General features: G+C 37.9%; 23 protein-coding genes and 1 tRNA gene. 13 read left to right on the top strand and 11 right to left on the bottom strand.

The window, feature by feature from the left end; all coding sequences use genetic code 11:
- Positions 1-50: 50 nt before the first annotated feature.
- Complete coding sequence (locus CRS_RS21195) at positions 51-1058, bottom strand: hypothetical protein (RefSeq protein WP_142725939.1); 1008 nt, start codon at positions 1056-1058, stop codon at positions 51-53.
- Positions 1059-1224: 166 nt separating this feature from the next.
- On the opposite strand from CRS_RS21195, the gene CRS_RS21190 reads away from it, so the two are divergent.
- On the top strand, positions 1225-2007 hold the full coding sequence (locus CRS_RS21190; protein WP_142725938.1) for an adenosylcobinamide-GDP ribazoletransferase: 783 nt from the start codon (positions 1225-1227) through the stop codon (positions 2005-2007).
- Positions 1992-2546 carry a histidine phosphatase family protein gene (locus CRS_RS21185; protein WP_142725937.1) on the top strand — a complete coding sequence of 185 codons (555 nt, stop codon included), beginning with the start codon at positions 1992-1994 and terminating at the stop codon, positions 2544-2546. Before CRS_RS21190 ends, CRS_RS21185 begins: the two co-directional genes overlap by 16 nt.
- A 153-nt stretch (positions 2547-2699) precedes the next feature.
- On the opposite strand, the gene CRS_RS21180 is transcribed toward CRS_RS21185, so the two are convergent.
- From CRS_RS21180 to CRS_RS24855, 3 genes are all read right to left on the bottom strand, one after another.
- Positions 2700-4454: a hypothetical protein gene (locus CRS_RS21180; protein ID WP_142725936.1), complete on the bottom strand. Its 1755-nt coding sequence runs from the start codon at positions 4452-4454 to the stop codon at positions 2700-2702.
- A gap of 241 nt (positions 4455-4695) precedes the next feature.
- A tRNA-OTHER gene (locus tag CRS_RS24540) sits at positions 4696-4807 on the bottom strand.
- Positions 4808-4909: 102 nt separating this feature from the next.
- The gene (locus CRS_RS24855) at positions 4910-5710 is read right to left on the bottom strand and encodes an RtcB family protein (RefSeq protein WP_373995773.1); all 801 of its coding nucleotides are present in this window, start codon (positions 5708-5710) and stop codon (positions 4910-4912) included.
- Between the two features lie 743 nt (positions 5711-6453).
- Here CRS_RS24855 and CRS_RS21170 point away from each other — a divergent pair.
- From CRS_RS21170 to CRS_RS24535, 3 genes are all read left to right on the top strand, one after another.
- Entirely contained in the window at positions 6454-6789 is a 336-nt protein-coding gene (locus tag CRS_RS21170) for a HopJ type III effector protein (RefSeq protein WP_142725934.1), read from the top strand.
- Positions 6790-6929: 140 nt separating this feature from the next.
- Positions 6930-7949 (top strand): YafY family protein, encoded by a 1020-nt coding sequence (locus CRS_RS21165; protein ID WP_142725933.1) that lies wholly within the window; start codon positions 6930-6932, stop codon positions 7947-7949.
- A gap of 104 nt (positions 7950-8053) precedes the next feature.
- Positions 8054-8191 (top strand): hypothetical protein, encoded by a 138-nt coding sequence (locus tag CRS_RS24535; protein WP_002980888.1) that lies wholly within the window; start codon positions 8054-8056, stop codon positions 8189-8191.
- 398 nt (positions 8192-8589) lie between these two features.
- On the opposite strand, the gene CRS_RS21160 is transcribed toward CRS_RS24535, so the two are convergent.
- Complete coding sequence (locus tag CRS_RS21160; protein WP_142725932.1) at positions 8590-9774, bottom strand: DUF1501 domain-containing protein; 1185 nt, start codon at positions 9772-9774, stop codon at positions 8590-8592.
- Between the two features lie 50 nt (positions 9775-9824).
- A complete protein-coding gene (locus tag CRS_RS21155) occupies positions 9825-11207 on the bottom strand; it encodes a DUF1800 family protein (RefSeq protein ID WP_142725931.1) in 1383 nt (460 codons plus the stop codon).
- 359 nt (positions 11208-11566) lie between these two features.
- Between CRS_RS21155 and CRS_RS21150 the strand changes: the two genes are divergently transcribed.
- The 7 genes from CRS_RS21150 (at position 11567) to CRS_RS21120 (ending at position 18406) form a co-directional block, all read left to right on the top strand.
- Positions 11567-12130 (top strand): hypothetical protein, encoded by a 564-nt coding sequence (locus tag CRS_RS21150; protein ID WP_142725930.1) that lies wholly within the window; start codon positions 11567-11569, stop codon positions 12128-12130.
- A 116-nt stretch (positions 12131-12246) separates the two neighbouring features.
- Positions 12247-13296, top strand: coding sequence for a glucokinase (locus CRS_RS21145; protein ID WP_142725929.1), 1050 nt, complete (start codon positions 12247-12249; stop codon positions 13294-13296).
- 140 nt (positions 13297-13436) lie between these two features.
- Positions 13437-14003: a YceI family protein gene (locus CRS_RS21140; RefSeq protein WP_142725928.1), complete on the top strand. Its 567-nt coding sequence runs from the start codon at positions 13437-13439 to the stop codon at positions 14001-14003.
- Between the two features lie 78 nt (positions 14004-14081).
- Entirely contained in the window at positions 14082-14708 is a 627-nt protein-coding gene (locus CRS_RS21135) for a YceI family protein (RefSeq protein ID WP_142725927.1), read from the top strand.
- Between the two features lie 83 nt (positions 14709-14791).
- Positions 14792-15439, top strand: a complete 648-nt coding sequence (locus tag CRS_RS21130; protein ID WP_142725926.1) for an alpha/beta hydrolase — start codon at positions 14792-14794, stop codon at positions 15437-15439.
- Positions 15440-15542: 103 nt separating this feature from the next.
- On the top strand, positions 15543-16886 hold the full coding sequence (locus CRS_RS21125) for an ammonium transporter (RefSeq protein WP_142725925.1): 1344 nt from the start codon (positions 15543-15545) through the stop codon (positions 16884-16886).
- A gap of 101 nt (positions 16887-16987) precedes the next feature.
- Entirely contained in the window at positions 16988-18406 is a 1419-nt protein-coding gene (locus tag CRS_RS21120) for an L-serine ammonia-lyase (protein ID WP_142725924.1), read from the top strand.
- A 112-nt stretch (positions 18407-18518) separates the two neighbouring features.
- Here CRS_RS21120 and CRS_RS21115 read toward each other — a convergent pair whose 3' ends face one another.
- Positions 18519-19361, bottom strand: coding sequence for a prephenate dehydrogenase (locus tag CRS_RS21115; protein WP_142725923.1), 843 nt, complete (start codon positions 19359-19361; stop codon positions 18519-18521).
- 431 nt (positions 19362-19792) lie between these two features.
- On the opposite strand from CRS_RS21115, the gene CRS_RS21110 reads away from it, so the two are divergent.
- On the top strand, positions 19793-20440 hold the full coding sequence (locus CRS_RS21110; protein ID WP_142725922.1) for a hypothetical protein: 648 nt from the start codon (positions 19793-19795) through the stop codon (positions 20438-20440).
- Positions 20441-20446: 6 nt separating this feature from the next.
- Here the strand turns inward: CRS_RS21110 and CRS_RS21105 are convergent, their stop codons facing one another.
- The 4 genes from CRS_RS21105 to CRS_RS21090 all read right to left on the bottom strand — a co-directional run bounded on the left by CRS_RS21105 (position 20447) and on the right by CRS_RS21090 (position 24373).
- Entirely contained in the window at positions 20447-20974 is a 528-nt protein-coding gene (locus CRS_RS21105) for a hypothetical protein (protein ID WP_228451318.1), read from the bottom strand.
- Between the two features lie 48 nt (positions 20975-21022).
- Positions 21023-21505: a hypothetical protein gene (locus tag CRS_RS21100; protein WP_142725920.1), complete on the bottom strand. Its 483-nt coding sequence runs from the start codon at positions 21503-21505 to the stop codon at positions 21023-21025.
- A 103-nt stretch (positions 21506-21608) separates the two neighbouring features.
- Complete coding sequence (locus CRS_RS21095) at positions 21609-23888, bottom strand: cation:proton antiporter (protein WP_228451317.1); 2280 nt, start codon at positions 23886-23888, stop codon at positions 21609-21611.
- 95 nt (positions 23889-23983) lie between these two features.
- The gene (locus CRS_RS21090; protein WP_142725919.1) at positions 23984-24373 is read right to left on the bottom strand and encodes a hypothetical protein; all 390 of its coding nucleotides are present in this window, start codon (positions 24371-24373) and stop codon (positions 23984-23986) included.
- Between the last annotated feature and the right edge of the window lie 53 nt (positions 24374-24426).

Genomic DNA, 24426 nt, shown 5'->3' with positions numbered 1-24426 from the left:
ACAATAAGAAAGGGGCAATGAAGCCCCTTTTTATCTTAAATCAAATACAGTTAATAAGTGTGCTCAACATCTTTACCTGTAAACATCATTCTTACAGGTTTATTTTGAATAGCATCCTCATTGAATTTATAGGTATTGAATATCTGCATCGTAGGAATATACCTGTATAAACCATCATCTACAAGATACAGCTTTCCGGTATTGGTGTTTCGTACCAGTTGTGTTCCTGAAGTGATGTCAGGACCTCTTTCCCCGGTGTAATCTTCTATATTTACCTTAAAAACCAAATAGGCTTTGCCCTGAACAGCAAACAGATTATTGATCACGGCAAAAGATTCAATACGTCTCAGCGTACTCTCAAATACGATGTAAAGGTTTCCTGTCGCATTATCCTGGAAAAACTGTCCGTCACGAACCCTATACGCTTTAGGTTCTGAATCTTTCAGGTAGAAAGCGACTCCTTCATATTCATAGCCGTCTTTTCCGTCTCCCAGCTCATTTTTGTCTCTGGTGTAAAAGTGCGTCTTTTTATCACCATTGAAATACCTGTAAATAGGAAAACTTCCCGGCTCATCACCATTATAGCTGGTACCGAGATTTCTTTTTTCCCAGTTACTTTGTCCCACTAATTCATTAGGATTAGTCGTTAATACCAGATCATTGGTTCCTGTGTGAAACCATCTTGTAATGACAGGACCGGGCCCGTCTGCAGAACCTAATAATCTCTCCTGAAAGTAATAGTCCAGGCCTGAATAGGATTTAGGAAGTTCGGATGGTAATGGGGAGGTATTGTACAGGTGCTTTTTGGTCAGATTACTGTAAAAGCCGTAAATAGGATTGGTTAAATAAAAAGATTTTGACCAGATTCCCGCAGGAGGAGGAGTTGGGGTGTCCGGAGTATCTCTGAAACCTCCTTTTGCTAGCTTGATATTACCGGATGCATTTAAAGCCTGTGCTTCATTTACATTTTCCAGCTCATCACCGGGAGCTGAACAGCTTACGACGGATATAAGACATAATCCAACGAAATACGCTTTTTTCATTTGTTCTTTTTTCATGGTTATTAATGGAGCAAAAGTAAAAAATATGCTTAATGTAAAAGGTAAATCTTAAGGTGATAAGATTCATGTTTCTAACTTTTTTAATCGATCTCTTTACCATTGTTAAAAGCTTTCCTAATTTTACGAAAACTGATAAATCCAGTTTTTATATTAAAAATAAAAGATGAAAGTACTCAAGAATGAACTGATTTACTTTGCCACGGCACTCATGTTTTTCACGAGAATTCCGGTTCCGTTTGAGGTTCCGTATTCCAGTGAAATTATGAATAGATCTCAGAAGTATTTTGCATGGGTAGGGCTTTTGGTAGGGTTGATCAACGCTGCAGTGCTTTATCTTTCTACAGTGCTGTTTAACCTGGAAATAGGGATCGTGTTAATGATGATCGCCGGTGTTTTGCTGACAGGAGCGTTTCATGAGGATGGTTTTACAGATATGTGTGACAGCTTCGGAGGCGGATACGGAAAAGAAAAAATTCTGACCATTATGAAGGACAGCCGGGTAGGAGCGTATGGAACTATTGGGATTATCCTGCTTTTTGCTTTGAAGTTTTACAGTATTCAGGCTTTGGGGATGGCTGATCCGGTGGGGATTTTATGCATTGTTGTTTTAGGGCATACCGTGAGCCGGTTTATTTCAGGGACCATGATCTATACCCATCAATATGTTACGGATATTGATGTCAGTAAATCAAAACCTCTGGCCCATAAACCCTTGGATGGAATGGCTTTGCTCGTAGGATTTATTAGTGTTTTAATTGCTTTTGCCCTGTTTCCGGATTGGAGGTTGATCTTTGCTTTTGCGTTGGCTTATGCAGGTAAAATATACATGGGCTGGTATTTTAAAAAGCATATCGGAGGCTACACAGGAGATTGTCTGGGGTCGGTGCAGCAGGTTTGTGAAGTTTTATTTTATTTAGGAACAATCATCGTATGGAAATTCATCTAATCCGTCATACTGCTGTAGATAATCCGGAAAACTTATGTTACGGTTTTGCTGAAATACCTTTACGGAAGGGGTATCTTGAAGATTTTAAATCATTGGATATAGAAGATGATTATGATGTAATTGTTTCCAGCCCTTCCCAGCGATGCCGTCTTTTAGCTGATCATTTTAAACTCAATTATCAAACTGATGAAAGGCTCCGCGAAATGAATTTCGGGAACTGGGAGCTGAAAAAATGGACAGATATTCTGGAAGAAGAAATCAATCCGTGGTACAGTGATTTTATCAGAGTAAAAACCTCCGGCGGTGAAAATCTTCTTGACATGCAGACCCGCATCCTCAGCTTCTGGAATGAGCTGACTGAGAAAAGAGATACCAATAAAGTCCTTATCATCACCCATGCAGGAGTCATTCGTCTGATCCTTCAGGCGGTCCTTCAGTTTCCTCTGGAGAATATGTTCAGTATTCAGATTGATTATGGAAAGAAAATGATCATTAATTTAAATGAAGGAATATTTTCAGTTAAAAAGATGAATGTATAGCAGTGACCAATATCCCAGCTGAAGACGTAAAAATTCCTCTCTCCCGGAGGAGTGGAGAAAATTCAAAGAATTTTTGACGGGGTGGTTTTCAGCGTTTACCAGCAGAATTTCACAAAAAACGCCACCCGATACCATCAGATGACGTCATAGAATTTATTTAAAAATTCTGATAAAACTATCTTTTTCAAGGCTTTCCAGTGAGAAATCAAAATCAGCTTCCGCTTTTTCTGTGGTGATCTCAGCGCCTAGCTCTTTTACAAGTTCATTGAAAGACATTGCTTCATACCATTGTTGGTATAATGCCGTTGTGGCCATCGTAGAAACCTGATTATTTCCTGAAACATGAGAATGACCTGCGCCGAAATTCAATAGTACAAAACATTGTTTTTCGTTCTTTGTCACCAGCATTCCCAAAATCATTTGCTTCTGGACAGAATTACATCTGGCTTCAGCAAACAGATTATTAGGATTCATCATATAGTCGTAGGAAATCTTGTCTCCTTTTCCGATGATGATTTTATATCCCGAATCCGCATTTCCGCTGAAAACGTTGTTCATCACAAGTGTTGGTGCACAGTGTCCTTTATTGGCGTAAAGATATTCAACCGCACCATTTGGAGCAGAAGTCATATCTCCGGAGTACATCAGCTGTCCGTCACCATGATTATAAGCGGCATTCCAGCCTATTTTTCCGGCGATATTCAGTCCTGAAAGGTCAAGGTCACGAGCTCCCCACTGATCTTCCCAATAAACCCCTACAGCCAGTCTTTCAGCATAAAAACGGGTTCCGGTAGGAATATTTCCAACAAACATTTTTTCTGAAGTTGGTAATGCAAATTCTACATTCTCAGGGAAATAAAATTTCTTTCCGGATAGGTTTTCGTACTTCAGTTTCAGATAATCCATGATAAAATCATAGTTGAACTGATTCGCATAAGTTTCCTTCCCTTTTTTAGTCCATGATTTTCCGTTTCTCACTCTGTAGACAAAGGTATCCTGCCCGTATATTCTTGAATGGCATGCTGACAATGTTTTGAACAGTGCAAACGGTGTCGCATTTTCCAGCCAATGCCAGTCGCTGTTTTCCAGCAATGTATTGGTAGCATCATTCAACGGATTTGAGATCAGTGGTTTATGATGCACTTTAGACAGTTTTGATATTTTATTGATGGCTTTCGGAGCTCTGTTTTTATAAGCAAGGAATAATGGTTTAAATCGGTTAAAGATTTCTGCCATTTTTTCCAGTCCGAAGCTTTCAAACAAATAGGTTGGATTGACTTTACTCTGTTTGATCAGATTAATTAAGTCATCGTTTTTGATCAAAAGCGTCGTATTGGTTGTTTTATAAATAATATAACGGAAAAATTCAACCGGATTTTCAGGATAAATAGCATACAGATCAGCTATTTTTATAATGGCTTCCTTATTTCTGATATTTTCTTTTCCTGTAAAATCATATTCCAGTTCGTTATGCAGGATATCAAGCAAGTCATCAATGGTTTCTTCCTTTAAAGCCATTCCTGATCTTAAAAGAGAAAGACATTTTTCCTGCATTTCTTCCACAGTATACGCTTTGATGACTTTAAAAACCATCTTCATATCCGGGACATTCAGTATTTCAGCAGGAATATAAATTTCGTTCTGAAAATCACTTCCATAGGTTGAAACATAATGAGTGATCTGTTCAATTAATAAATCATATCTGGAGGTATTCTTTATTTTCTCCCATGATTTATGGAAGGTTTTGTTCAGGTCATTTCCGTTCAGTTTTTCCCTGGCATAGAAGGATATGATTTTATTTTTTGCCCAAACAGCATTAGGTTCAATGATAAAACCGTCATTGGAAATAAATGGTTTTGCACTCGATTCTTTAGCCAGTACCGCATTGAATAATTGTAGTGTTTTCATTGTTTTAAGTTTAAAAAATAAGTGAGGAGTAGATTCATTAAAAGTGAAGGGTATAGGAACTCCTTTTACCTATAGTTTATAAAAAGCGGGGAGTAATTTATCCAAAAATATAGGAACTCCCTGTGCCTTATAATGGGTTAAAAAGGCGGAAAGTAATTTTAATCTTATAGGAACTTTCTTTGCCTTAAATTTTTTAACCAATGAAAATGAATAGGTTAATATAAGCATTTTCATTGTGATGAGGAGCAGACAGGACTCGAACCTGTGACCCACAATCTTGGTGATTTATAGGAACTTTATCTGCCTGCAGCGAAAAGTAATTTTGTTGCTCTAACCATCTGAGCTACTGCCCCTGCCGTTATAAAAAAAGTTTTCATGAACCTTACAGGCTTTTATACCTGCAAGGTTGGTTATTAGTTTTTGAAAACCTGTAAGGTTTTATATTAGATTAAAAATTATGCTTTTCTGAATTTCTTCTTTTTCTTCCATGGTGCATTTTTCTGCACATCTCCGGCCATGATACATCCGTAAGGCATCACTTCATCCAATACTTCACACAGTCCGTATTCTTCAATCTGTGCTCTTACATTCTTTGCGCTTTTATAAGCGCTCGGAAGCTCAGAAATATCAATTTCATTGGAATAGAAACGGATATCCAGCCCTGCTGTTTCCTCATTGAAGATTTCCTCAGTTGTTTTATGAGCCAGAGATTTTTTATGCTGGCTTCTGCTGAAGTTTCTTCCTGCTCCATGCGGGGCAAAACCTAAGTTTCTTTCGTTGGTTGTTCCCTGAACGATCAGTACCGGCTCAGACATATTCAACGGGATCAGTCTTGGCCCTGTAATATCAGGCATGAACTTATCATCCAGCGGAGTGGCTCCTTTTGCATGATAAAACAGGTCTCCGTCTTTGAAAACGAAGTTATGTTCATTCCAATATCTGTTCTCCTTTTCCATTTCAAGCTTGCTCAGCACAGCATCATGAAGAGAGGTATGATTTTCTTTGGTCCATTGTCTGATCAGCTGAAGGGCTTCCCAATAGGATTTACCTTCTTGTGTATCATAAGGAATCCATGCGTTTTCTTTTAATGTTTCAGGAGAAATTTCCTGTCTGAAACGGTTGGCAACCTTCATTCCCTTATCATATAATGCTGCTCCAGGAGCTCTTGACCCGTGATGTGTTACCATCATGGTATTTCCTGTATTTTTAGAAATTCCAACGAAAAGGAAGTGGTTTCCGTCTCCCTGGGTTCCCATATGAGAACGGGCAATGCTGATCAGTTTTTCATCATTTAAGAATTCATTTTCTCTGAAGGCTTCCATCAGTTCCTGTGACATCGGCATCTGTTCTCCTCTTGGTCTTCCTCCATATCCGAAGTGCGTTACAGAATGCGCAGCATCCAGAACATCTTTAGGATTGGCTTTTCCAAAATCTGTCAGCATCACAGAACAGCAGATATCAGCACTATGGAATCCCGGGTGAATGGCATTTTGGGCAACCACCACACCTCCTACCGGAATCTGGCCTTCTGGACCAGTAGGGCAGGCATCCGGCATTAAAGCTCCTCCGATCAGTGTAGGGGTCTTCATCAGAACTTTCATTGTTCTGATTACTTTTTCTACATTATCATTTTCACTTTCATGTTCTGCACGTATATTGATCATAAAATCTTTAGCTGTTTCATGAAGCGGAATAAGATCCGGCTGTCTGAACTGCACCAGATATTCTGCAATCTGCTGATCATCCAGTTGATTCTCATTGATATAGCTAATGGCATCTTTAAACCATTTTGCAGGTCTATATCCTAATTCGATTAAATGATTTCCATTAAATTCCATTGTTGTTTCATTTTGATGATGCAAAGTAATACCTTTATTGCGCAATAGTTTTGCGTAGGTAAAGAAATTTTAATTATTTTTACAAAAATTCTAAAAAGAGCAGACCAGCCAATGTGAAAAATCTGCCTGAAATAAATATAAAATAATAAACCCCGATATCTATGGTACTATTAGAGCAATTGAAACATTTCCCTGAAACCATTCAGTTCAGTGATGTTATAGCCTATATTGACGAACATTATGAGTTTACCCCTACTGCTTTTAAAAATGGAGATACGACCAATCAGGCAGGGCAGAACAATGGTTCATGTAAACTGTTCAGCTTTGCCAGCATTCATGATCTGACAAAAGAAGAAACCCTTTCGCTTTTTGGTGAATTCTACAGGGATGATGTTTTGAAAAACCCGCAGGGAGATGATCACCAGAATATCCGTAACTTTATAAAATTCGGCTGGGAAGGGATTACCTTTGACGAAAATGCTCTGAAAGAGAAATAACCAGAGTAAAAGTGGGTAAAAAGGTGAAACCTCAAAAACGGTTATCATCTTTATGTCAGCTAAAGTTATAATTAACAGTTAATAAACGATCAATATACAAGCAGATCTGCCATTTCGCTTTTTTGCAAAAAAATAACACCATGTCATCTAATAAAAACGCCCTGATCCGCTACAAAACATTAGATAAATGTCTTAAAAACAAATACAGGAAATATACCCTGGAAGATCTCATTGATGAATGTTCAGAAGCATTGTTTGAATTCGAGGGAAAAGAATCCTATGTAAGTAAGCGTACGGTTCAGCTTGACCTGCAGAATATGCGGAGTGAAAAATTCGGTTATGAGGCTCCTATTGAAGTTTACGAAAGAAAATACTACCGTTATAGCGATCCTGAATACAGCATTCATAACATCTCTGTGAACGAAAGTGATCTGAAGGCTATGAATAATGCGGTTCAGATATTAAAACAGTTCAAGGACTTTTCCATGTTCAAAGAGATGAATGGGGTGATTCAGAAGCTGGAAGACTCCATTCATTCCACCAGTCAGAAATCTATTATTCATCTGGATAAGAATGAGCAGCTGAAGGGATTGGAGCATATTGATATTCTGTACGAAAGCATTATAAATAAAAAGGTATTGAAGATTCTTTACAAGAGCTTTACCGCAAGAGAATCCAATACATACACTGTGCACCCGCAGCTGCTGAAGGAGTTTAACAACCGTTGGTTTCTCATCTGCCTTTATAAGCAGAAAATGTATAATCTTGCACTGGACAGAATGGAACGTATTGAAACAGATGATATCCTGCCGTTTATTGATAAAGAGCTGGATGGAGATGAATATTTTAAAGATATTGTAGGTGTTACGGTCTCAGAAGGAATTGTTCCCAGAAATGTAATTTTTTGGGTAGATTCAGGAAATGCTCCGTATGTGAAAACCAAACCGCTGCATAAAAGTCAGGAGATTATCAGGGAAGATCATGAAGGAACTTTATTTAAAATCTGTGTTCAGATCAATTTTGAACTGGAAAGGTTACTGCTAGGATTTGGAGACTCTCTCGTAGTACATAAACCTCAGAAATTAAGGCGGAAAATGGAAGAAAAGTTCAACGCCGGAAGTAAAAATTATCAGAATCTGGTTGTTCCTGAAGAAAATTAAAACACTTTAAAACAGCTTCTCAAAGGACTCTGCACAAGATCATCTATTGCCATATATTATCTTGGCTTGGAAATTGCATTATTGATAATCACAAAATTAAATGTATGAAATCAAGAATATTTAAAGCATTAATTGCAATCATAGCACCCATAGCGATAGAATATATTGTTAAAAAAATATCTGAGAAGCTTGATAAAAAAGAAGATCAGAAAGAAAAAGAACCAAAGCAGATTACAGCTTAAACGTAAAGTAGTTACAATTTAAAATTATTGAAAAAGAGACTGTTATAATATATACGGTCTCTTTTTTTGTTGATGAAGATGGATAGCCACCCCGTCAAAAATTCTTTGAATTTTCGCCATCCCTTCAGAGGAGGGGAATTTTCACGTCTTCAGTTGGAATTTTGGTCAGATTGTATTTTTTTAATTATTTTTTCTGATAACTAAGGCCGGATTCCTACGGAATGACGAACTGTGTGGGTTGGCTATCATTCCCATTGTTACATTCCGCAGGAATCTAAACAATACTATTATCATTTGAAAAATCGGAGATTTAAAAAAACTTAAGTGTACTTCTTCAGCGTTTAGAAATATCCCAAATAACTTAAGTGTTAAAAACTTTTGTGACTTTTGCGGTTTCCCTACACAAAATCATAAATTCCATCTTTCCATCCCAACACTTTGGAAGAATCGGCTTTAAGCCAGTTTTTAAGGATCGTAGCATATACTTTTCTGAAATCTTCTTTGTAGATCAGATCCCCTTCATTCAGATTCTGTAAATCAGGAAGGGCATTCAGCAATCCCTTTCTTTTTAGATTGCCACTGATAAAGAACATTTGATTGGCTGTTCCATGATCTGTTCCATTGCTCGCATTCTGGGCTACACGACGGCCAAATTCTGAAAAGGTCATCAGCAGGATATTATTAAAAAGTCCGTTGCTTTTCATATCGGCAACAAATGATTTTACAGCCTCATTGATGTCATCGAACAGTTTTTTCTGTCTTTCATTCTGATTGACATGGGTATCAAAACTTCCTACAGAAAGATAATAAACCTGAGTATTGATATCGGATTTTATTAAAGAAGCTACTGTTTTAAAGTCTTTTCCCAGTTGAGAATTGGGATAAATCTGCTCTGTTTTTTTGGCCTTGCTTTTTTCAAAAATATAATCAGCATTATTGATGGTGGAACCTAAAGTCTGATAAAGGTAAGACACGGTTTCATCATCATGATGATGGTCATAAAGCGACTTGAAATATTTTTCCTGGCTGGTTTGATACAGTCTTTTAGGATCTTTAAAAGCAAATGCTTTGTTATTTTCTCCTTTTAAAGCAAGACTTAGCATATCATCCACCTCCAGTGCCTGAGTAGGGTGGTCGCAGCGATAGCATTCTTCATCCAGAAATCGACCCAGCCAGCCTGTTTCCAGGAACTGATCGCTTCTGCTTGCCGACTGCCAGATATCCATACTCCGGAAATGGGATTTGTCCGGGTTAGGATATCCTACATTGTTCATCACAGAAAGCTCTCCGTTGTCAAAAAGTTCTTTAAAATAAGAGAGAGACGGATTAATCCCTGCTTCATCTGTTAATGGCATAGAATCCTGGATAGCCAGCGTTTTCCTTTCCCGGAAATAAATATCATTTTTAGCAGGAATAATAGTATTCAACCCATCATTTCCACCTGTAAACTGAAGAACTACCAGGATATTCTGACTGGGGTTCAAAGCTTCATCCAGGGTCATGGCTTTTAAGAAATTAGGCATCAGCATAGAAGCGGTAGCCAGTGAACTTATCTTAAGGAATTCTCTTCTTTTGATTAACATAATTTTGTTTTTAAGGTATAGGTGATAGGTTGTAACCTGAAATCTTCTGCCTACATTAACTGATATTCCGGGGTAGACATCAGGTTGATGACATTCATTTTGATACTCCTGTCAGAAAAATTATTTACTGAACTCATATCAAGGCTTCGCGTATTCTGGAGAATATAATCTTCACAATTCCTGTTGGCAAAAAGTTTTTCGATGCGATCCCAGTCGATCGTAATATTGGGATTTTTAAAACTTTTGTTCAAGGCATTTTCACGGGATTTCATTCCCATATCGATATCATCATCCTGTCGGGGGCTGTATTCCAGAGGCCGGAGGCCGGACCATATCTGTGGAACCTGGAGTCGCAGCATCAGTGTAGAACTGTCAATCCATGATTTTCCATTGGGCCATCCTGCTACATTGGGTGGATAAAGCAGCATCTGTCCTAATAATTTCTGGTAAACGATGAGGTTTTCCGGATTCTGAATATGCATCGGAAGGATCCGCATGATACCTGCCATCAGCTCCACAGGAGATTTTATCCGGTTGCCGATATTCTTCTGATCATAGAACCATGTACTGGAAAATATCTCAGTCATGAGCTTTTTGATATCATATCCGGAATTGTAGAAATTTGTACTGAGCCTGCTGACAATCTCCTGGTCTGCTTTTTCATTGACGAAGAATTTATAAATTTTTGCCGTAATAAACTGTGCGGTAGCTTTCTGTTCCAGAATAATGTCTAAAATATCATTTCCATTGAAGTTTCCTGTTTTTCCTAAAAAAGATTTGGTGCCTTCATCGTGGAGATTTTTTCTTTCTTTAAAGTTACCCTCCTTGTCATAGCTCCATCCTGTAAAGGCCCTGGCACCTTCTCTGACGTCTTTTTCGGTATAGTTACCTCTTCCCATGGTAAAAAGTTCCATGACTTCTCTGGCAAAATTTTCATTGGGATGATCTTTTTTATTCTGCTGATTATTCAGAAAATTCAGCATGGCAGGCGATTGGCTTACTTCGAAAAGCAACTCTTTAAAATTTCCCAGCGCATTTTTTCTGATGGTATTTAAAAGCTGCCTGTTGAATTTTGGATTGACGACTCTTGAGGCAAAATGTCCATGCCAGAAAAACGCCATCTTTTCTCTCATCTGTTCTTTACTGTTGACGATAGTATTCAGAAAATTCAGATTCAGCTCATTGTTTTGTTCCCTGTTGATCCGCTGCATTTCTTTTTTCATTTCGGCAGAAGCTGTACTGTTCATGTAATCAGCTGCAAAAACCGGATCAGGAGTATCATAAGTAACCTCTTTGAAGCTGTCTTCTTTAAATAATTCATTCATCAATGTTTTGGTGTTCTTATTTTTCAGATCATCAATTTGATTAATACCAACGCCAAAACCTGCCCGCCAAAGAAGATGCTTGTTTTTTTGTAATGAATCAGCTATCATGGGAGAATTTATTTTTTTGATGTATTTCAAAGAAGAAGGTTAAAATAGAAACGGGTTAAGGATTGTTAATATTGTTGAGAGGGCTGGAAACAGGAGGCAAGAAGCAGGAAGTTTTGGATGGTAGAAATAGGATTGATTTTATGGAGGTATATTTTTTCCAGCTTCCTTTTTCATCCTTTAATTCACTTTTTGAGATTATTTTTTGATAATTTTTGTTAAACAAACATTTAAATTTTGTTAAAAATAAATCATTGATATTCATTTGTTTATGATTTGTTTGTGTGTTAAAATCAAAGTGATATCGTTGCTTGGCATGATTTTTACATCCTTTTGTTTAGTAAAATTTAAAAATTAGAGTTATGAAAATGTTTAAACAAGCAATAGTACTGGCTGGTATTTTAACAGCAGGTATAGCAAGTGCCCAAAGTGCTCAGATGAATAATATGATCAAAGTAGGTGCAAATGTTGGTTTAGCAGTTCCCTCAGATAATCTTTCCGCTGCAGTAGGAGTAGATGTATCTTACCAAAACCTGATTACACCGGGATTTGGACTAGGTATCGCATCAGGATATACTCACTATTTTGGAAAAGACAATAACGGATATAAAAATAATGATGTAGGGGTAATTCCTGTAGCGGCTTTAATCAGAATTTATCCGAAACAGACCGGGTTTTATTTCGGAACAGACTTAGGATATGGTTTCTTAGTTGGAGATAAAGCAGTTGCATCAAATACCGGTGTTGAAAGAGCAGACGGAGGGTTTTACCTTAAACCGGAGATCGGATACCACAACAGAGACTGGAATTTCTTCGTGCAATACCAAAAGGTTTTTGTAGGAACAAAAGGAGATTTGCCTGGTCAGGACTATAATGTGGGAAATATCGGAGTAGGATTCGGTTACAATATTCCATTAGGAAAGTAGTTAGATTTAATATATAAACAATTATTAACCAAAACCTTTTCACGAAAGTGGAAAGGTTTTTTTGTTCTGTGCAGGATTTACAAAAACAATTATTATATTTGGTAAAATTTGAGGTTATGATTCTGAATCCAAAATTTCCACTTTATTTACCAGGAGTAGAGAACAGTAATAATGATCATGTTTCTATCATCGGGGCAAGTCTCCGTGAAGACATAACAATCTTAGGCTATTTCGTTTCCGGGAACGGAGGTCTTGAGATAAAAGTAGAAAATACATATGCAACCCAGGAATACTCTTCTTTTTCAGATATTTTGAAAAAGTTTGTTCAGGACAATCAGTTGCAAAATGTAAAACGTCTGGGAATGGCTGTGCCGGGACCTGTATTAGACGGAAAGAGTACCCCTGCAAGATTGGGCTGGCATTTAGATGTTGCTGAATATGCCCGTGATTTCGGCTTTGAGAAAGTAGACATGCTGAATGACCTTGAAGCATCTGCTTACGGAATGGCTCTGCTGCAAGATAATGATCTTGAGGCAATCTATACCGGCGGGCACCTTGAGAAAGGAAATGTAGCTGTGCTTGCTCCCGGAAACGGATTGGGTGAAGCCGGATATTTTTTTGACGGAAAATACCTGAGACCTTTTGCAACAGAAGGAGGACACTCGGAGTTTTCGCCAAGAACCAATGTAGAAGTTGAATTTTACCAGTTCCTGAACAATATCTATGGTATTGTAAGCTGGGAAAATGTACTTTCCAAGTCAGGATTATTCAATATTTACCGATTCCTGAGAGATGTGAAAAGACATCCTGAGCCGGAATGGTTAGGAGAACGTCTTGCACAGGGAAATTTCGTGGAGGAATTATATAAAGCAGCTACTGAGGACAATGTCCTGATCTGCAGAATTGCTTTAGATACCTTCCTTGAGTTTCTGGCAAGAGAGGCGAACAACCTTACATTAAAATTGAAAGCCACCGGAGGGCTGCTGATTGCCGGAGATATTCCTCAGATCGTAAGAGAATATATTGACAAGGCTAAATTCTACGAAAAGTTCAAGATCAGTGATAAAATGGAGGAGATGCTTAGAAGTACTCCAATCTATCTGGTCAAGCAAAATCACACAGCATTAAATGGTATAGCGCTTTATACGGCTTACTACCAGCTATAAAATAAAACTCCGGATATCCGGAGTTTTTTTATGAGATGATATTATTCATGAAAATAATAAATTTTATTGATATACATCAATGAAATCTATGAAAGAAGATGCTACCTTTGTACCGTTAAATAAGTAAACAACTCTATTCAATGAAAAAAATATTTTTATTAGCAGTTTTAGCTGGTGGCTTAGCATTTGGACAGTCAAAAAAAGTAGTAGCGTCTGATGTACACTGGTGGGGATACAAAGTGGCAAAATCTGAGGCCAGCTCTCACGATGGTACTGTAAAAGTAAAATCTGGTGATATGGTAATGAAAGGAAACCAATTGGTAGGCGGGAGCTTCGTATTGGATATGACTTCTATCAGTTCTACTGACCTTACAGGAGAATATCAGCAGAAATTAAACGGACACCTTAAGAATGGTGACTTCTTTGAAGTTGAAAAATTCCCTACTGCAACCTTCAAAATTACAGGAGTAAAGAAAAATAATGATAAAATCTACAATTCTCTTGTAACAGGAAACCTTACGGTGAAAGGAAAAACAAACCCTATTTCTTTCCCTGCCAAGATTTCTTACAGCAAAGGAGTGGTAAGTTTAGTATCAAACAAATTCTCTTTCGACAGACAGAAATTTGATGTAGCTTATAAGTCTACGATGCAGGATGTTTTTGTGAAAGATGATATCGATATGCTTGTAAAAGTAACTGCTCAGTAAATTAATCAAAAAAAGATTGTTAAAAGTGTAGAAGTTCTACACTTTTTTTTATTTTTGTTGAATTGTAAATAAAAAAGAATGAAAAGATTACTATTGTTTGCTATGGTGTGCGCAAGTATATCATTTGTTTCTGCCCAAAAGAAATTTGATAAGGTTTCAAAAGTGACTTCATCAGAGATCAGATGGTGGGGGTATAAGGTGGTAAAAACCCAGGAAACTTCCCATTCAGGAACCGTAAAGTTAAAAAGCGGAAAATTCAACTTTGACCATACAGTTCTTGTAGACGGAGAGTTTGTAATAGATATGAGGAGTCTGATGGCAGGAGATGTTTCAGATGAAGATCAGATCAAGCTTACAAATGATCTGAAAAGCTCCAACTTCTTTGAAGTAAAAAAATTCCCTATTGCAAAATTCCATTTGACTAAAATTATTCCATTAGCAAACAGTGAATACAATTCTACCGTATATGGTGATCTTACCCTTAAAGGAGTGAGGAAAACAATCTCTTTCCCTGCAAATGTATATGTTACCCAGTTTACCACATCTATTGAATCTGCCAAATTCTCTCTGAACAGAAGAGACTTTAAAGTATTCTATCAGTCTTCACTGAAAGATTATTTTATCAAGAATGAAATGGATATTCAGTTTAAAGTTTCTACGGAAATGCTGGATAATGAAAACAGGGTTCCAAAAAAGAAAAAATAAGATATATTTTTATTGATACAGAAAGCAGTTCGTGAGAACTGCTTTTTTTAGCTCTGTTCCTGTATTTTTTATAAATTAGTGGTATGAAAATTTATATTGTGAGCGGTCTGGGAGCAGACTTTAAGGTCCTTGAAAGAATAGAGTTTCCCAAACACTGTGAACTGATTTTTATAGACTGGCTTATCCCTGAAAAAAATGAACCTTTTGATGCTTATGTTAAAAGAATGGCGGAGAAAGTAGATGATTCAGAGCCATTCTGTCTTTTGGGATATTCTTTCGGAGGAATTATCGTCCAGGAAATCAATCAGCTGAAACCTGCTGAGAAGGTCGTTATTCTCGGAAGTATAAAATCTGACAAAGAAAAATCCAGATTTATAAAGACAGGTGAGGTTACCAAAATACCAAGAATATTACCTGTAGGATTATTCAATGATAAGGCAGCCAATGTATACGCTGTTATCAGGAAGCTTTTTGATCCGAAAAATCCAAAGCTTCTGCAATATTTTAAAGTAAGAGATCCTTATTACCTCAAATGGTCGGTAGAAAAAGTTTCTGAATGGAAGTTTGAAGAAAATCCCCAGGTGATTCAGATATTAGGGGATAAAGACATTGTTTTTCCGATCCGTTATTCGAATCCGGATTATGTGGTGAAGGGAGGAACCCATCTTTTTCCGGCAACAAAATCCAAAGAAGTTTCTAAAATACTGAAGGAGGTGTTTTGTGAAAATTAAATATATTGTTTGTTAAATAATATTTTTTTATAGGGGTATTGTTTTAAAAAGGTAGTTTTTATAAAATTTATGTTTAAATTTGATAGGGTTAAATATAAATTTTATGAAAGTAGGATTAAAATGGATCGTTTCATTTTCTGTCATTACACTTGTAGCAATCGGAGGTTTATTCTGGAATCCGGTTGCAGATATTCCTGATACAGGAGAATTTTTAAGCGAAGATAAAATTGTAGGGGCCGATGTTGCCTGGATTCTGGCTGCGGCAGGACTTGTCCTGCTGATGACCCCCGGACTGTCCTTCTTTTATGGAGGAATGGTTGGCAGGAAAAACGTGATTTCAACCATGCTGCAGAGCTTTATTGCTTTAGGTGTTATCTCTTTGGTATGGGTGGTCGTAGGTTTCTCTTTATCTTTTGGAAATTCACTGGGAATTACCATTGGCGGAAAACATTATGGTATTATCGGAAATCCATTAAGTTACCCGTTTTTCTGTGGAGTGGGGGATCTGCCGCATAAAATAATGGCTCCCACTATTCCTTTTATTCTCTTTGCCCTGTTCCAGATGAAATTTGCAGTGATTACTCCTGCCATTATTACAGGATCTTTTGCAGAGAGGGTACGTTTTATTTCTTATTTATTATTCATCGTTCTTTTCAGTATTTTTATTTATACACCGCTTTGTCATATGGTATGGCATCCTGATGGCCTTTTGAATAAATATTTCGGAGTGAAAGATTTTGCCGGTGGAACAGTCGTGCATATGAGCGCAGGTTTTGCAGCTCTTGCAGGTGCTTTGGTGGTTGGAAACAGGAAAAATCCACATCATGAGCCTTCCAATATTCCTTATGTACTTCTTGGTACAGGAATGCTCTGGTTCGGATGGTTCGGATTTAATGCTGGTTCCGCATTGAGTGCTTCCGCTTCGGCAGCGACAGCTTTTGGGACAACTACTATTGCTTCTGCTTCAGCGATGATGACATGGATTTTTTTCGACAGAATCAATGGGAGAAGTGTTTCGGCTTTGGGAGCCTGTATCGGGGCTGTAGTAGGGTTGGTGGCAATTACTCCCGGATGTGGTTTTGTAAGCATTCAGGAAAGCCTTTTTATAGGATTTATCTCTGCAATAGTTTCTAACGTAATGGTGAATTGGAAACCTTTAAAGAAAATAGATGATACACTGGATGTTTTTGCCTGTCATGGAGTAGGAGGGATCATGGGAATGATTCTTACTGCTGTTTTTGCCCATGGTGAAAATGCAAGTCTGCTTCATGGGGGGCTTGATGTTTTTCTTCATCATATGGCTGCTTTGGTTCTGGTTTCCGTTTTTACATTTTTTGGCTCATTGCTTTTATATAAAATTACAGATTCAATAATCACATTAAGAGTATCTGAAGAGTCTGAAAATAAAGGGCTTGATCTCTCCCAGCATGAGGAATGTCTGCAATAGTTTTTATATTCTGATCAGATCTCTGTTTTCATTAAAGATTTGAAGATTGATTTTAGGATTTATCATGTATCTTTGTTTTTGAGGAAAATGACGAATCATTTATGGAATCAATATCGGTTTTTGAAATTATTAAAGTAGGAATAGGCCCTTCCAGTTCGCATACCATGGGGCCTTGGAATGCAGCTGCTGCATTTATCAGGATTATAAAAAGAGAAAGATCAATCGAAGAAGTGAAAGAGGTTTTTCTTGAGTTTTTTGGCTCACTCGCAAAAACGGGGATTGGGCACGGAACTGATATTGCAGGAATGCTCGGGCTGAACGGCGAAGATTTTAAAACAATCAATACTTCAAAAATTGATGAGAAAATAGACTATATTAAAAGCACTCAAACAATCAATCTGGGGGGCGAGAAGGTTATCCCATTTATTTATGGCCATCATTTGGTTTTAAATATGAAAAAAAGCCTTGATTTTCACCCGAACGGAATGATCTTCAGAGCTGTTTTTGAGGATGGAACTGAGCTTGTGCAGGATTTTTATTCTGTGGGAGGCGGTTTCATTGCCAGTCAGGAAAAGAATTCTATCCAAAAGCAGTGTGTACGTACCCTGTATCCTTGTCATAAAGCTTCTGATATCGCAAAATACTGTGAGAAGCTTGGGCTTCATAAAATGTCAGATCTGATTCTGATCAATGAAGAAAGCTGGAGAACTCAGGAAGAAACAAAACAAGAGGCACTTTACATCTGGCAGCAGATCAAAGAATGTATTTACAAAGGAGTTAATAAGGAAGGGGTTCTTCCGGGTGGGCTGAATGTTTCCCGAAGGGCCGCCGGAATCAACAGAAAGCTTCTGGGTGATAAAATCTATAAAAATAAAGATGAATGGTTCCAGCAGGTGGTAGATGCTGAAGAGAACTTTACGAATATCAATAAATGGATTGCCTGCTTTGCGCTGGCTGTGAATGAAGAGAATGCAAGTTTCGGAAGGATTATAACCGCTCCTACCAACGGAGCAAGCGGTGTTATTCCGGCAGTATTGATGTATGCTCAGGCCTTTACCCCGTTCACCAGTGAAGATGATATTGTAAGATTCCTGCTTGTGGCGGGAGAAATCGGAACATTATTCAAGAAAAATGCAACGATCTCTGCAGCAATGGGAGGATGTCAGGCAGAAATCGGAGTGTCTTCCGCAATGGCCGCTGCCGGACTTACAGAGATCCTCGGCGGAAGTGTAGGACAGGTTTTGATGGCGGCAGAAATTGCCATGGAACATCATCTTGGATTAACCTGCGACCCAATCAAAGGGCTGGTTCAGATTCCGTGTATTGAAAGAAATACAATGGGTGCCATGAAAGCTATTACGGCAGCCAATATTGCACTGGAAAGTGATCCTACCAAAGCAAGGGTAACATTGGATGAGGTGATTCAGACGATGTGGGAGACAGCCCAGTCTATGAGTGACCGCTTTAAAGAAACTTCCGAAGGCGGACTGGCAATTGCAGTAAACGTTCCGGAATGTTAATGAAAATAATTCCCATTTACAATACAAAACAAAACCCTTAGACATTACTGTTTAAGGGTTTCTTAATAAAATAAAAGTAAAAACCGTTGGGCTTTCAGTATCGTAATATAACTTATCTTAAAATTCCTCTAATTCTGTTGGCATTGGTAATCAGTTCTTCAAGGTATTCATAGTTTTCTTTTTCAAGGGCAGATTTGAATTTTCTGAGCTGGGTAATATGCTCGTTCAATACATCCAGCACATTTTCTTTGTTTTGTTTAAAAATAGGAACCCACATTTCCGGATGTGACTTTGCAAGACGTACGGTACTCGAGAAACCGGAACTGGCCAGCTGAAAAATGGTTTCCTCCTCCCGTTCTTTTTCCAGTACAGTATTGGCAAGAGCATACGACGTAATGTGGGAGATATGGGAAATATAAGCTGTGTGTACATCATGATCTTCTGCATTCATGTAGATCATATGCATGTCAAGGGCATTAACCAGCTGTTCAACAGTATTCAATGCATCTTCTGCAGATTCTTCTTTGTTGCAGATTACGCCTGCTTTTCCTGAGAAACTTTCTGCGACTGCGGACTTCGGACCGTTGTTTTCTGTTCCCCACATCGGGTGGAATGCGACAAATCTTGAACGTTTCGGATGGCTTTTTACGGCATTTACAATTCCGGCTTTGGTAGAACCTGCATCCATAACAGTTTGCTGATCAGACACGAGGTCTAGAACAGCGGGTAATAGTTTTCTGGCCGCATCTACAGGAATGGCAAGAATAATAAGGTCAGAGTTTTTGATTCCCTCTTCCAGATCTGCACCCGCATCAATGATTTTAAGATCCAATGCGTCACTGATATGCTGTGTATTGTTATCTATCCCGTAGATGAAGCTGGCGATGTTTTTCTCTCTTAATTTCAGAGCCATCGAACCACCGATCAATCCCACTCCAATAATACTTATTTTCATCTTTTTAAATTTTTTAAATAAAAAAACCTCGTCCTTAGGACGAGGTTTTAAATTATATTCATAAGAATCCCTATCCCAGAGCTGAGGTAAAAATTCTATAATAATATGTTCCGTTGTTAAAATTCATGCAGCAAAGGTAAAAATATTTTTTAAATGAAATGAAATTTCTTTTCTAAATTATAAAGTTGTTTAAACTTTACCAACCACAAAAGTCTCAAAAGGTTTTATTTTAGAACACTTGAGTTCACTTAAGCAGGTTTAAAATGATCCTGCAGAAAAGTTCACATAAGATAAAAATCAAAGATTTTCACAAAACTTAAGGCTAGGTACTGAAAAAACTTAAGTGTTTAAAACTTTTTTATGTTTTGATGCTTCTGTACTTGTTTTATAAGTTAATTTAGCTGTTCATTTTAAATCTGTAAAAAACACTCATGAAGAATAGATTTTTATATGGAATTTTTACCGTATTGATTGGTATCAGTACCGGATATGCCCAAAACCTCAATCATCAGTCTTCAGTTTTTTTTACCACCAAAAGAAAAGATACAGGGGAGATTAAGAAGAGGATCGAAGAGCAGGGTATCATTGCTTTTAAGTCCTTGGAAGACCGTTTGAATCCTATACGGGCCAACTTTAAAAGAATTAATTCCTATGCAAAATGGAGTTCTGTAAAAAAGAAAACTATTGAAGGAGAAACGGCTGAAGGGGGAGAAGCAGTATTTTATTATGCAGATAAAAAGCTGGAAAAAGTGATCGCCAGATATTATGGAGAAACAGGGCAGATCCTTATGGAGTATTATCTGATGAATGGACAGCTGTCTTTTGTTCTGGAGAAAGAATACAGGTATAACCGTCCGTTTTTCTATGATGCTAAAGCTATGAAAGATCATAATGATACGGAAGCCTTTGATCTCAATAAGTCAGAGGTTATCACAACCAGAAATTACTTTGAAAATGGAAACATCATTATGATCAATAATACGACAGGACGTGGATTCAATATCAGTGCTGATTATACGTCTGAACAGGAGAAAAACTTAACAGAGAGTTTCAAAAAGCTTCTGAAACTGGCAGAATAATGTCTGTTATTTCTGTTGATCAGCCTTGATAATATGGAGTCTTTCTTCAACTTCGTTGATCCTTTTGAGCCAATAGTTGATGCCTTCCTGATTGGTTACCGTTTCTTTAAAAGCATTACGGTTAACAGCCCATAGATGTGAACTGTTTTTTTGATAATCCAGTTCCCGGTCTTTTTTTGTTTCTGGTTCAATACGGTACCTCCAGAACACCAGAGATCTCATATATTCTGAACGTACCTTTTCCAGATAGTCAATAATAGCTTTCCGGTCCTGAGGAATATATCCCGGTCCTGAACATCCACATGAATGGAAAGTGATCCCGACTGTATACAAATCCCGGATATGGGCCCATTGTTTGTCATCATTTTTTGCCGGTGATTTAAAATCTAATCCCATATTGGCCATCAGATTTCCACACTCGGGACATTTGGCTTCTACTGATATCTGGGCGTCCCTGTCCACATCTTTCAGGATACGGCGTTTGAATGTTTTCTGGCAGTTGAAACAGGCATAATGACCTTTGTAAACCATCATGGCATATCGGCACATATTATAATCTTAATCTTTGGTTAAAAGTTATTTTTATTTGTTTTCCTCCTCATTAAAATTAATTCCCATAAAGCTGCCGGCACTTCGCGGATCGTAGACCGACCATACATTTCCCCAGGGAAAGATAAAGGTCCGGCTTGGGTAAGGTTTTTTCTGTTTTTGGGTGGGAAGCCTGTCCAGAATCTGAGATAGAAAAGTGTTGTTCCGATGGAAGACTTTCATTTCTTTCTCTTCTGTCCATTCATTCCAGTCTTTTGCATCGCCATTTTCCCATGTGTTCATCTGGATAATGTCCAGCTGATCTCCGAAAAAGCACAGACTGAAAGATACCTGGTACCCCTGTATTTCTATACTCTTAAAATAGTACCAAAAATACCCGGTTTTTACATCCTGTATACTATGGTATTTTTCTTTATAAAAATCAGACTGTTCCAGCTGATCAAGACTCATTCCCTTATAAAGTCTGGTAGTAAAGGATTCCAGCTCTATAACTCCATTTTCACTGTTAATCAGCATGTCCCAAAAAATTGAAGCTATAAATATACCCGTTTTTTCTTTACAGACAACGAATAATATTTACAGCTTCCGGTAGAAATAGAAATATCGGTGTGTTATTGTATTATGGATTTGATATTATTAAGGTGGATGGAATATCAGAGAGCCAAAGACTTTTAGTATCGATCAGGTTTTTCCAGCTTTTACTGCTGATCAGCATCAGGTCCTGAGCATTCAGAAATTCTTTCTCAATCTTTTTTTCATTGTAGAGGGTGATATGATTAGGAGCCACCTGTTCTATACTTCTGATCAGCTCTTTCACCTCGATATTATTTCTGATCTGGCCTGCAGCATCCAGAATGATAATCTGAGAATTATTGTTATTGATCAGTCTTTTTGCATACTCCAGAAGATAAAAATCACTCAGGTTAAAGATCGGAACAAATACTTTGTCTGCCGCGTTAAAATCTTTTTCCACCAAAACTCCCACGGGAATATTGGTTTTGTCAAGGATCTGAAGGGTAAAGTCGTCAAAAGGAGAGTTGTTGAATATATTTCCTTTACCTTTTACCGTATTCAAAAGTTTTTCAGGATTAATGATTTTGGTTGTAAAGCCCAATAATCTCCCCAATAAACTTCCTTCATACATGGACTTTCCGAGCATGATCAGCAGAAGGTCATAATGTCCCTTATTGGTAATGCTGGTAAGGTCACTTTCAATATCAGTAGAAGCTTTGAAGAGAGTAGTCACTTCAAGATTCAGTTCCTGCGACGTTTCAATCACATTCTGAAACTGGGAATCTTCATATTCATTGATATCATAAGCGTGCATTTCATCTACAGGGGCAATATTCATGGCAGTGATGCTTTTATTACCATTCATTTTATGGGTAAAATTGTGCGCCAGTTTCAATAAGGTGCTGCCGGATTCCGGCTTGTCAAAAGAAAGGAGTACCCGGTATTTTGAATCGTTTTCATGAATCTTTTCATCCGGATTTTTTTTAGATTTAAAAAGGAAGTTGATGAAATCCAGCGCAGGCCCTGTCATGAATGTTGTAAATAATGCCATGATCACAAGCATTGCGAATATCTGCGGGCTTAGAACTCCAAGGTCATATCCGATGTTCAGTACGATAAGCTCCATAAGGCCTCTTGTGTTCATCAGAGCTCCGATGGTTAAACTTTCTTTCCAGCTAATACCGACAAATCTTGCTGTGAGTGCACTTCCCGCAAACTTTCCGAGAACGGCGGTCAGAATAATAAATCCTGCTGTCATCCACAGATGGCTGTCATTAAGCAGGCCAATCTGGGTACGAAGTCCCGTGAATACAAAGAATAATGGAAGCAGCAGTACCAACGCCACATCCTCAACTTTGTCAATAAATAGTGTACGGAATTTGGCATTCTCCGGCATAATAGCTCCTGCCATAAAAGCACCGAACAGTGCATGAATACCAATTACTTCAGTAGCATAGGCAGATAAGATCAGGGTTAGGAAGAAAATGGCTACCATAGGTTTGCTGATGGTATTTTTGCCTGCCTGAAGATCGCCAACCCTTTTAAGGAAAGGCCTGACAATTTTAATCATTAAAAACACATAGGCAATTGCCATGATGATCACATAGATAGAGCTGGCGAAAGAGCCTGCTTTTACAATCGCAATGACTGCCGCAAGAATACACCATGCAGTAATGTCATCGGCCGCGGCACAGGTAATAACAATAGTTCCCAGTTTGGTTTTCTGAAGATTTCTTTCCTGTACAATTCTTGCCAATACCGGGAATGCAGTAATGCTCATAGAAATGGCTATGAATAAAGCAAAGGAAGTGAATTGAATGCCATCCGGGGCAAATTCCTGATACACAAAATAGGAAAGTCCTATTCCCAATGCAAAAGGGATAATGATACTGGCGTGGCTGATCACAACGGCATCATGCGCTTTTTTTCTTAATACGCTCAGATCCAGCTCCATTCCGACGATGTACATGAAGAGTATAAGGCCTATCTGGCTCAGAAACTGAAGGTTACCCAAAGATTCTTTCGGGAAAAGAAATGCTGAAAATTCAGGAAAATACATTCCGACAAGTGACGGGCCCAGTACAATCCCGGCAATCATTTCTCCGATTACCGTCGGCTGTTTTATTTTCATACAAATCCATCCGAAAAGTCTTGCTGTCATAATAATAGTGACGATCTGTGCCAGTAATAATGCAAGCGGATGGTGAAGATTGGTTTTAAAGGATTCCAGGAAATTTTCCCAGGTAGAGCCGCTGCTGGTGTTAGCAACGATATTTTCTTTTACTTCCAGCGTCTGTCCTTCGATGATGAAATAATACATCAGGGTAGAAAAGACAGCGATAGTAGTAACGTAGAAAATTAAATTTTTGTATTTCCCCAAATTCATGATTCCAATTTTGATGCAAAGTTGAAAAGAATATAGTTATGTTAAATACTCTTTTTTTTAAAATGTAATGAATGTTCTAAAAAATGTAATAAAATCTATCTGAATGAATAACCCAATCCGAAACCTATTTTCCAGCTGCCATTCTGATCTGCTGTTTTGGCATTGTAATAAGCCGGAATCTGAACTGCGATTTTTTTGTAGACCATGGTGAGACCAGCTCCTAAAGTAGGCATAATAAGACTGTTTCTGGTGCTGGAAGAGTGGTCTTCTTTTATTCTCAGTGAAGGAAGCATTCCGAGCAAAAATTTCAGATTTTTATGGGTAAGACTTACATTTGGACCTGTAAAATTGATAAAAGCACCATGGTCCACATATCCGGCTGTTGCTACTCCATCAAAAAATGAAGCCTTAACTTTTGACTGAGTTTCCTGGGAAAAATACAATCCGGATATGAGGAGTCCCGCAACATAGAAAAATTTTTTCATTATACAATCAATTAATTCTGTGCAAAAATAAATGGATTGTAAGTTGAAAAAGA

The sequence above is a fragment of the Chryseobacterium sp. ON_d1 genome (assembly GCF_006829085.1).
Lineage (GTDB): Bacteria > Bacteroidota > Bacteroidia > Flavobacteriales > Weeksellaceae > Chryseobacterium.
Note: the sequence above shows the minus strand (reverse complement) of the source record. Positions and strands in the feature narration are given on the sequence as shown.

Excerpts from the sequence above, each read along its gene's own strand:
- CRS_RS21195 (WP_142725939.1), bottom strand. The coding sequence starts at position 1,058 with ATGAAAAAAGAACAAATGAAAAAAGCGTATTTCGTTGGATTATGTCTT.
- CRS_RS21190 (WP_142725938.1), top strand. The coding sequence starts at position 1,225 with ATGAAAGTACTCAAGAATGAACTGATTTACTTTGCCACGGCACTCATG.
- CRS_RS21185 (WP_142725937.1), top strand. The coding sequence starts at position 1,992 with ATGGAAATTCATCTAATCCGTCATACTGCTGTAGATAATCCGGAAAAC.
- CRS_RS21180 (WP_142725936.1), bottom strand. The coding sequence starts at position 4,454 with ATGAAAACACTACAATTATTCAATGCGGTACTGGCTAAAGAATCGAGT.
- CRS_RS24855 (WP_373995773.1), bottom strand. The coding sequence starts at position 5,710 with ATGGGAACCCAGGGAGACGGAAACCACTTCCTTTTCGTTGGAATTTCT.
- CRS_RS21170 (WP_142725934.1), top strand. The coding sequence starts at position 6,454 with ATGGTACTATTAGAGCAATTGAAACATTTCCCTGAAACCATTCAGTTC.
- CRS_RS21165 (WP_142725933.1), top strand. The coding sequence starts at position 6,930 with ATGTCATCTAATAAAAACGCCCTGATCCGCTACAAAACATTAGATAAA.
- CRS_RS24535 (WP_002980888.1), top strand. The coding sequence starts at position 8,054 with ATGAAATCAAGAATATTTAAAGCATTAATTGCAATCATAGCACCCATA.
- CRS_RS21160 (WP_142725932.1), bottom strand. The coding sequence starts at position 9,774 with ATGTTAATCAAAAGAAGAGAATTCCTTAAGATAAGTTCACTGGCTACC.
- CRS_RS21155 (WP_142725931.1), bottom strand. The coding sequence starts at position 11,207 with ATGATAGCTGATTCATTACAAAAAAACAAGCATCTTCTTTGGCGGGCA.
- CRS_RS21150 (WP_142725930.1), top strand. The coding sequence starts at position 11,567 with ATGAAAATGTTTAAACAAGCAATAGTACTGGCTGGTATTTTAACAGCA.
- CRS_RS21145 (WP_142725929.1), top strand. The coding sequence starts at position 12,247 with ATGATTCTGAATCCAAAATTTCCACTTTATTTACCAGGAGTAGAGAAC.
- CRS_RS21140 (WP_142725928.1), top strand. The coding sequence starts at position 13,437 with ATGAAAAAAATATTTTTATTAGCAGTTTTAGCTGGTGGCTTAGCATTT.
- CRS_RS21135 (WP_142725927.1), top strand. The coding sequence starts at position 14,082 with ATGAAAAGATTACTATTGTTTGCTATGGTGTGCGCAAGTATATCATTT.
- CRS_RS21130 (WP_142725926.1), top strand. The coding sequence starts at position 14,792 with ATGAAAATTTATATTGTGAGCGGTCTGGGAGCAGACTTTAAGGTCCTT.
- CRS_RS21125 (WP_142725925.1), top strand. The coding sequence starts at position 15,543 with ATGAAAGTAGGATTAAAATGGATCGTTTCATTTTCTGTCATTACACTT.
- CRS_RS21120 (WP_142725924.1), top strand. The coding sequence starts at position 16,988 with ATGGAATCAATATCGGTTTTTGAAATTATTAAAGTAGGAATAGGCCCT.
- CRS_RS21115 (WP_142725923.1), bottom strand. The coding sequence starts at position 19,361 with ATGAAAATAAGTATTATTGGAGTGGGATTGATCGGTGGTTCGATGGCT.
- CRS_RS21110 (WP_142725922.1), top strand. The coding sequence starts at position 19,793 with ATGAAGAATAGATTTTTATATGGAATTTTTACCGTATTGATTGGTATC.
- CRS_RS21105 (WP_228451318.1), bottom strand. The coding sequence starts at position 20,974 with ATGATGGTTTACAAAGGTCATTATGCCTGTTTCAACTGCCAGAAAACA.
- CRS_RS21100 (WP_142725920.1), bottom strand. The coding sequence starts at position 21,505 with ATGCTGATTAACAGTGAAAATGGAGTTATAGAGCTGGAATCCTTTACT.
- CRS_RS21095 (WP_228451317.1), bottom strand. The coding sequence starts at position 23,888 with ATGAATTTGGGGAAATACAAAAATTTAATTTTCTACGTTACTACTATC.
- CRS_RS21090 (WP_142725919.1), bottom strand. The coding sequence starts at position 24,373 with ATGAAAAAATTTTTCTATGTTGCGGGACTCCTCATATCCGGATTGTAT.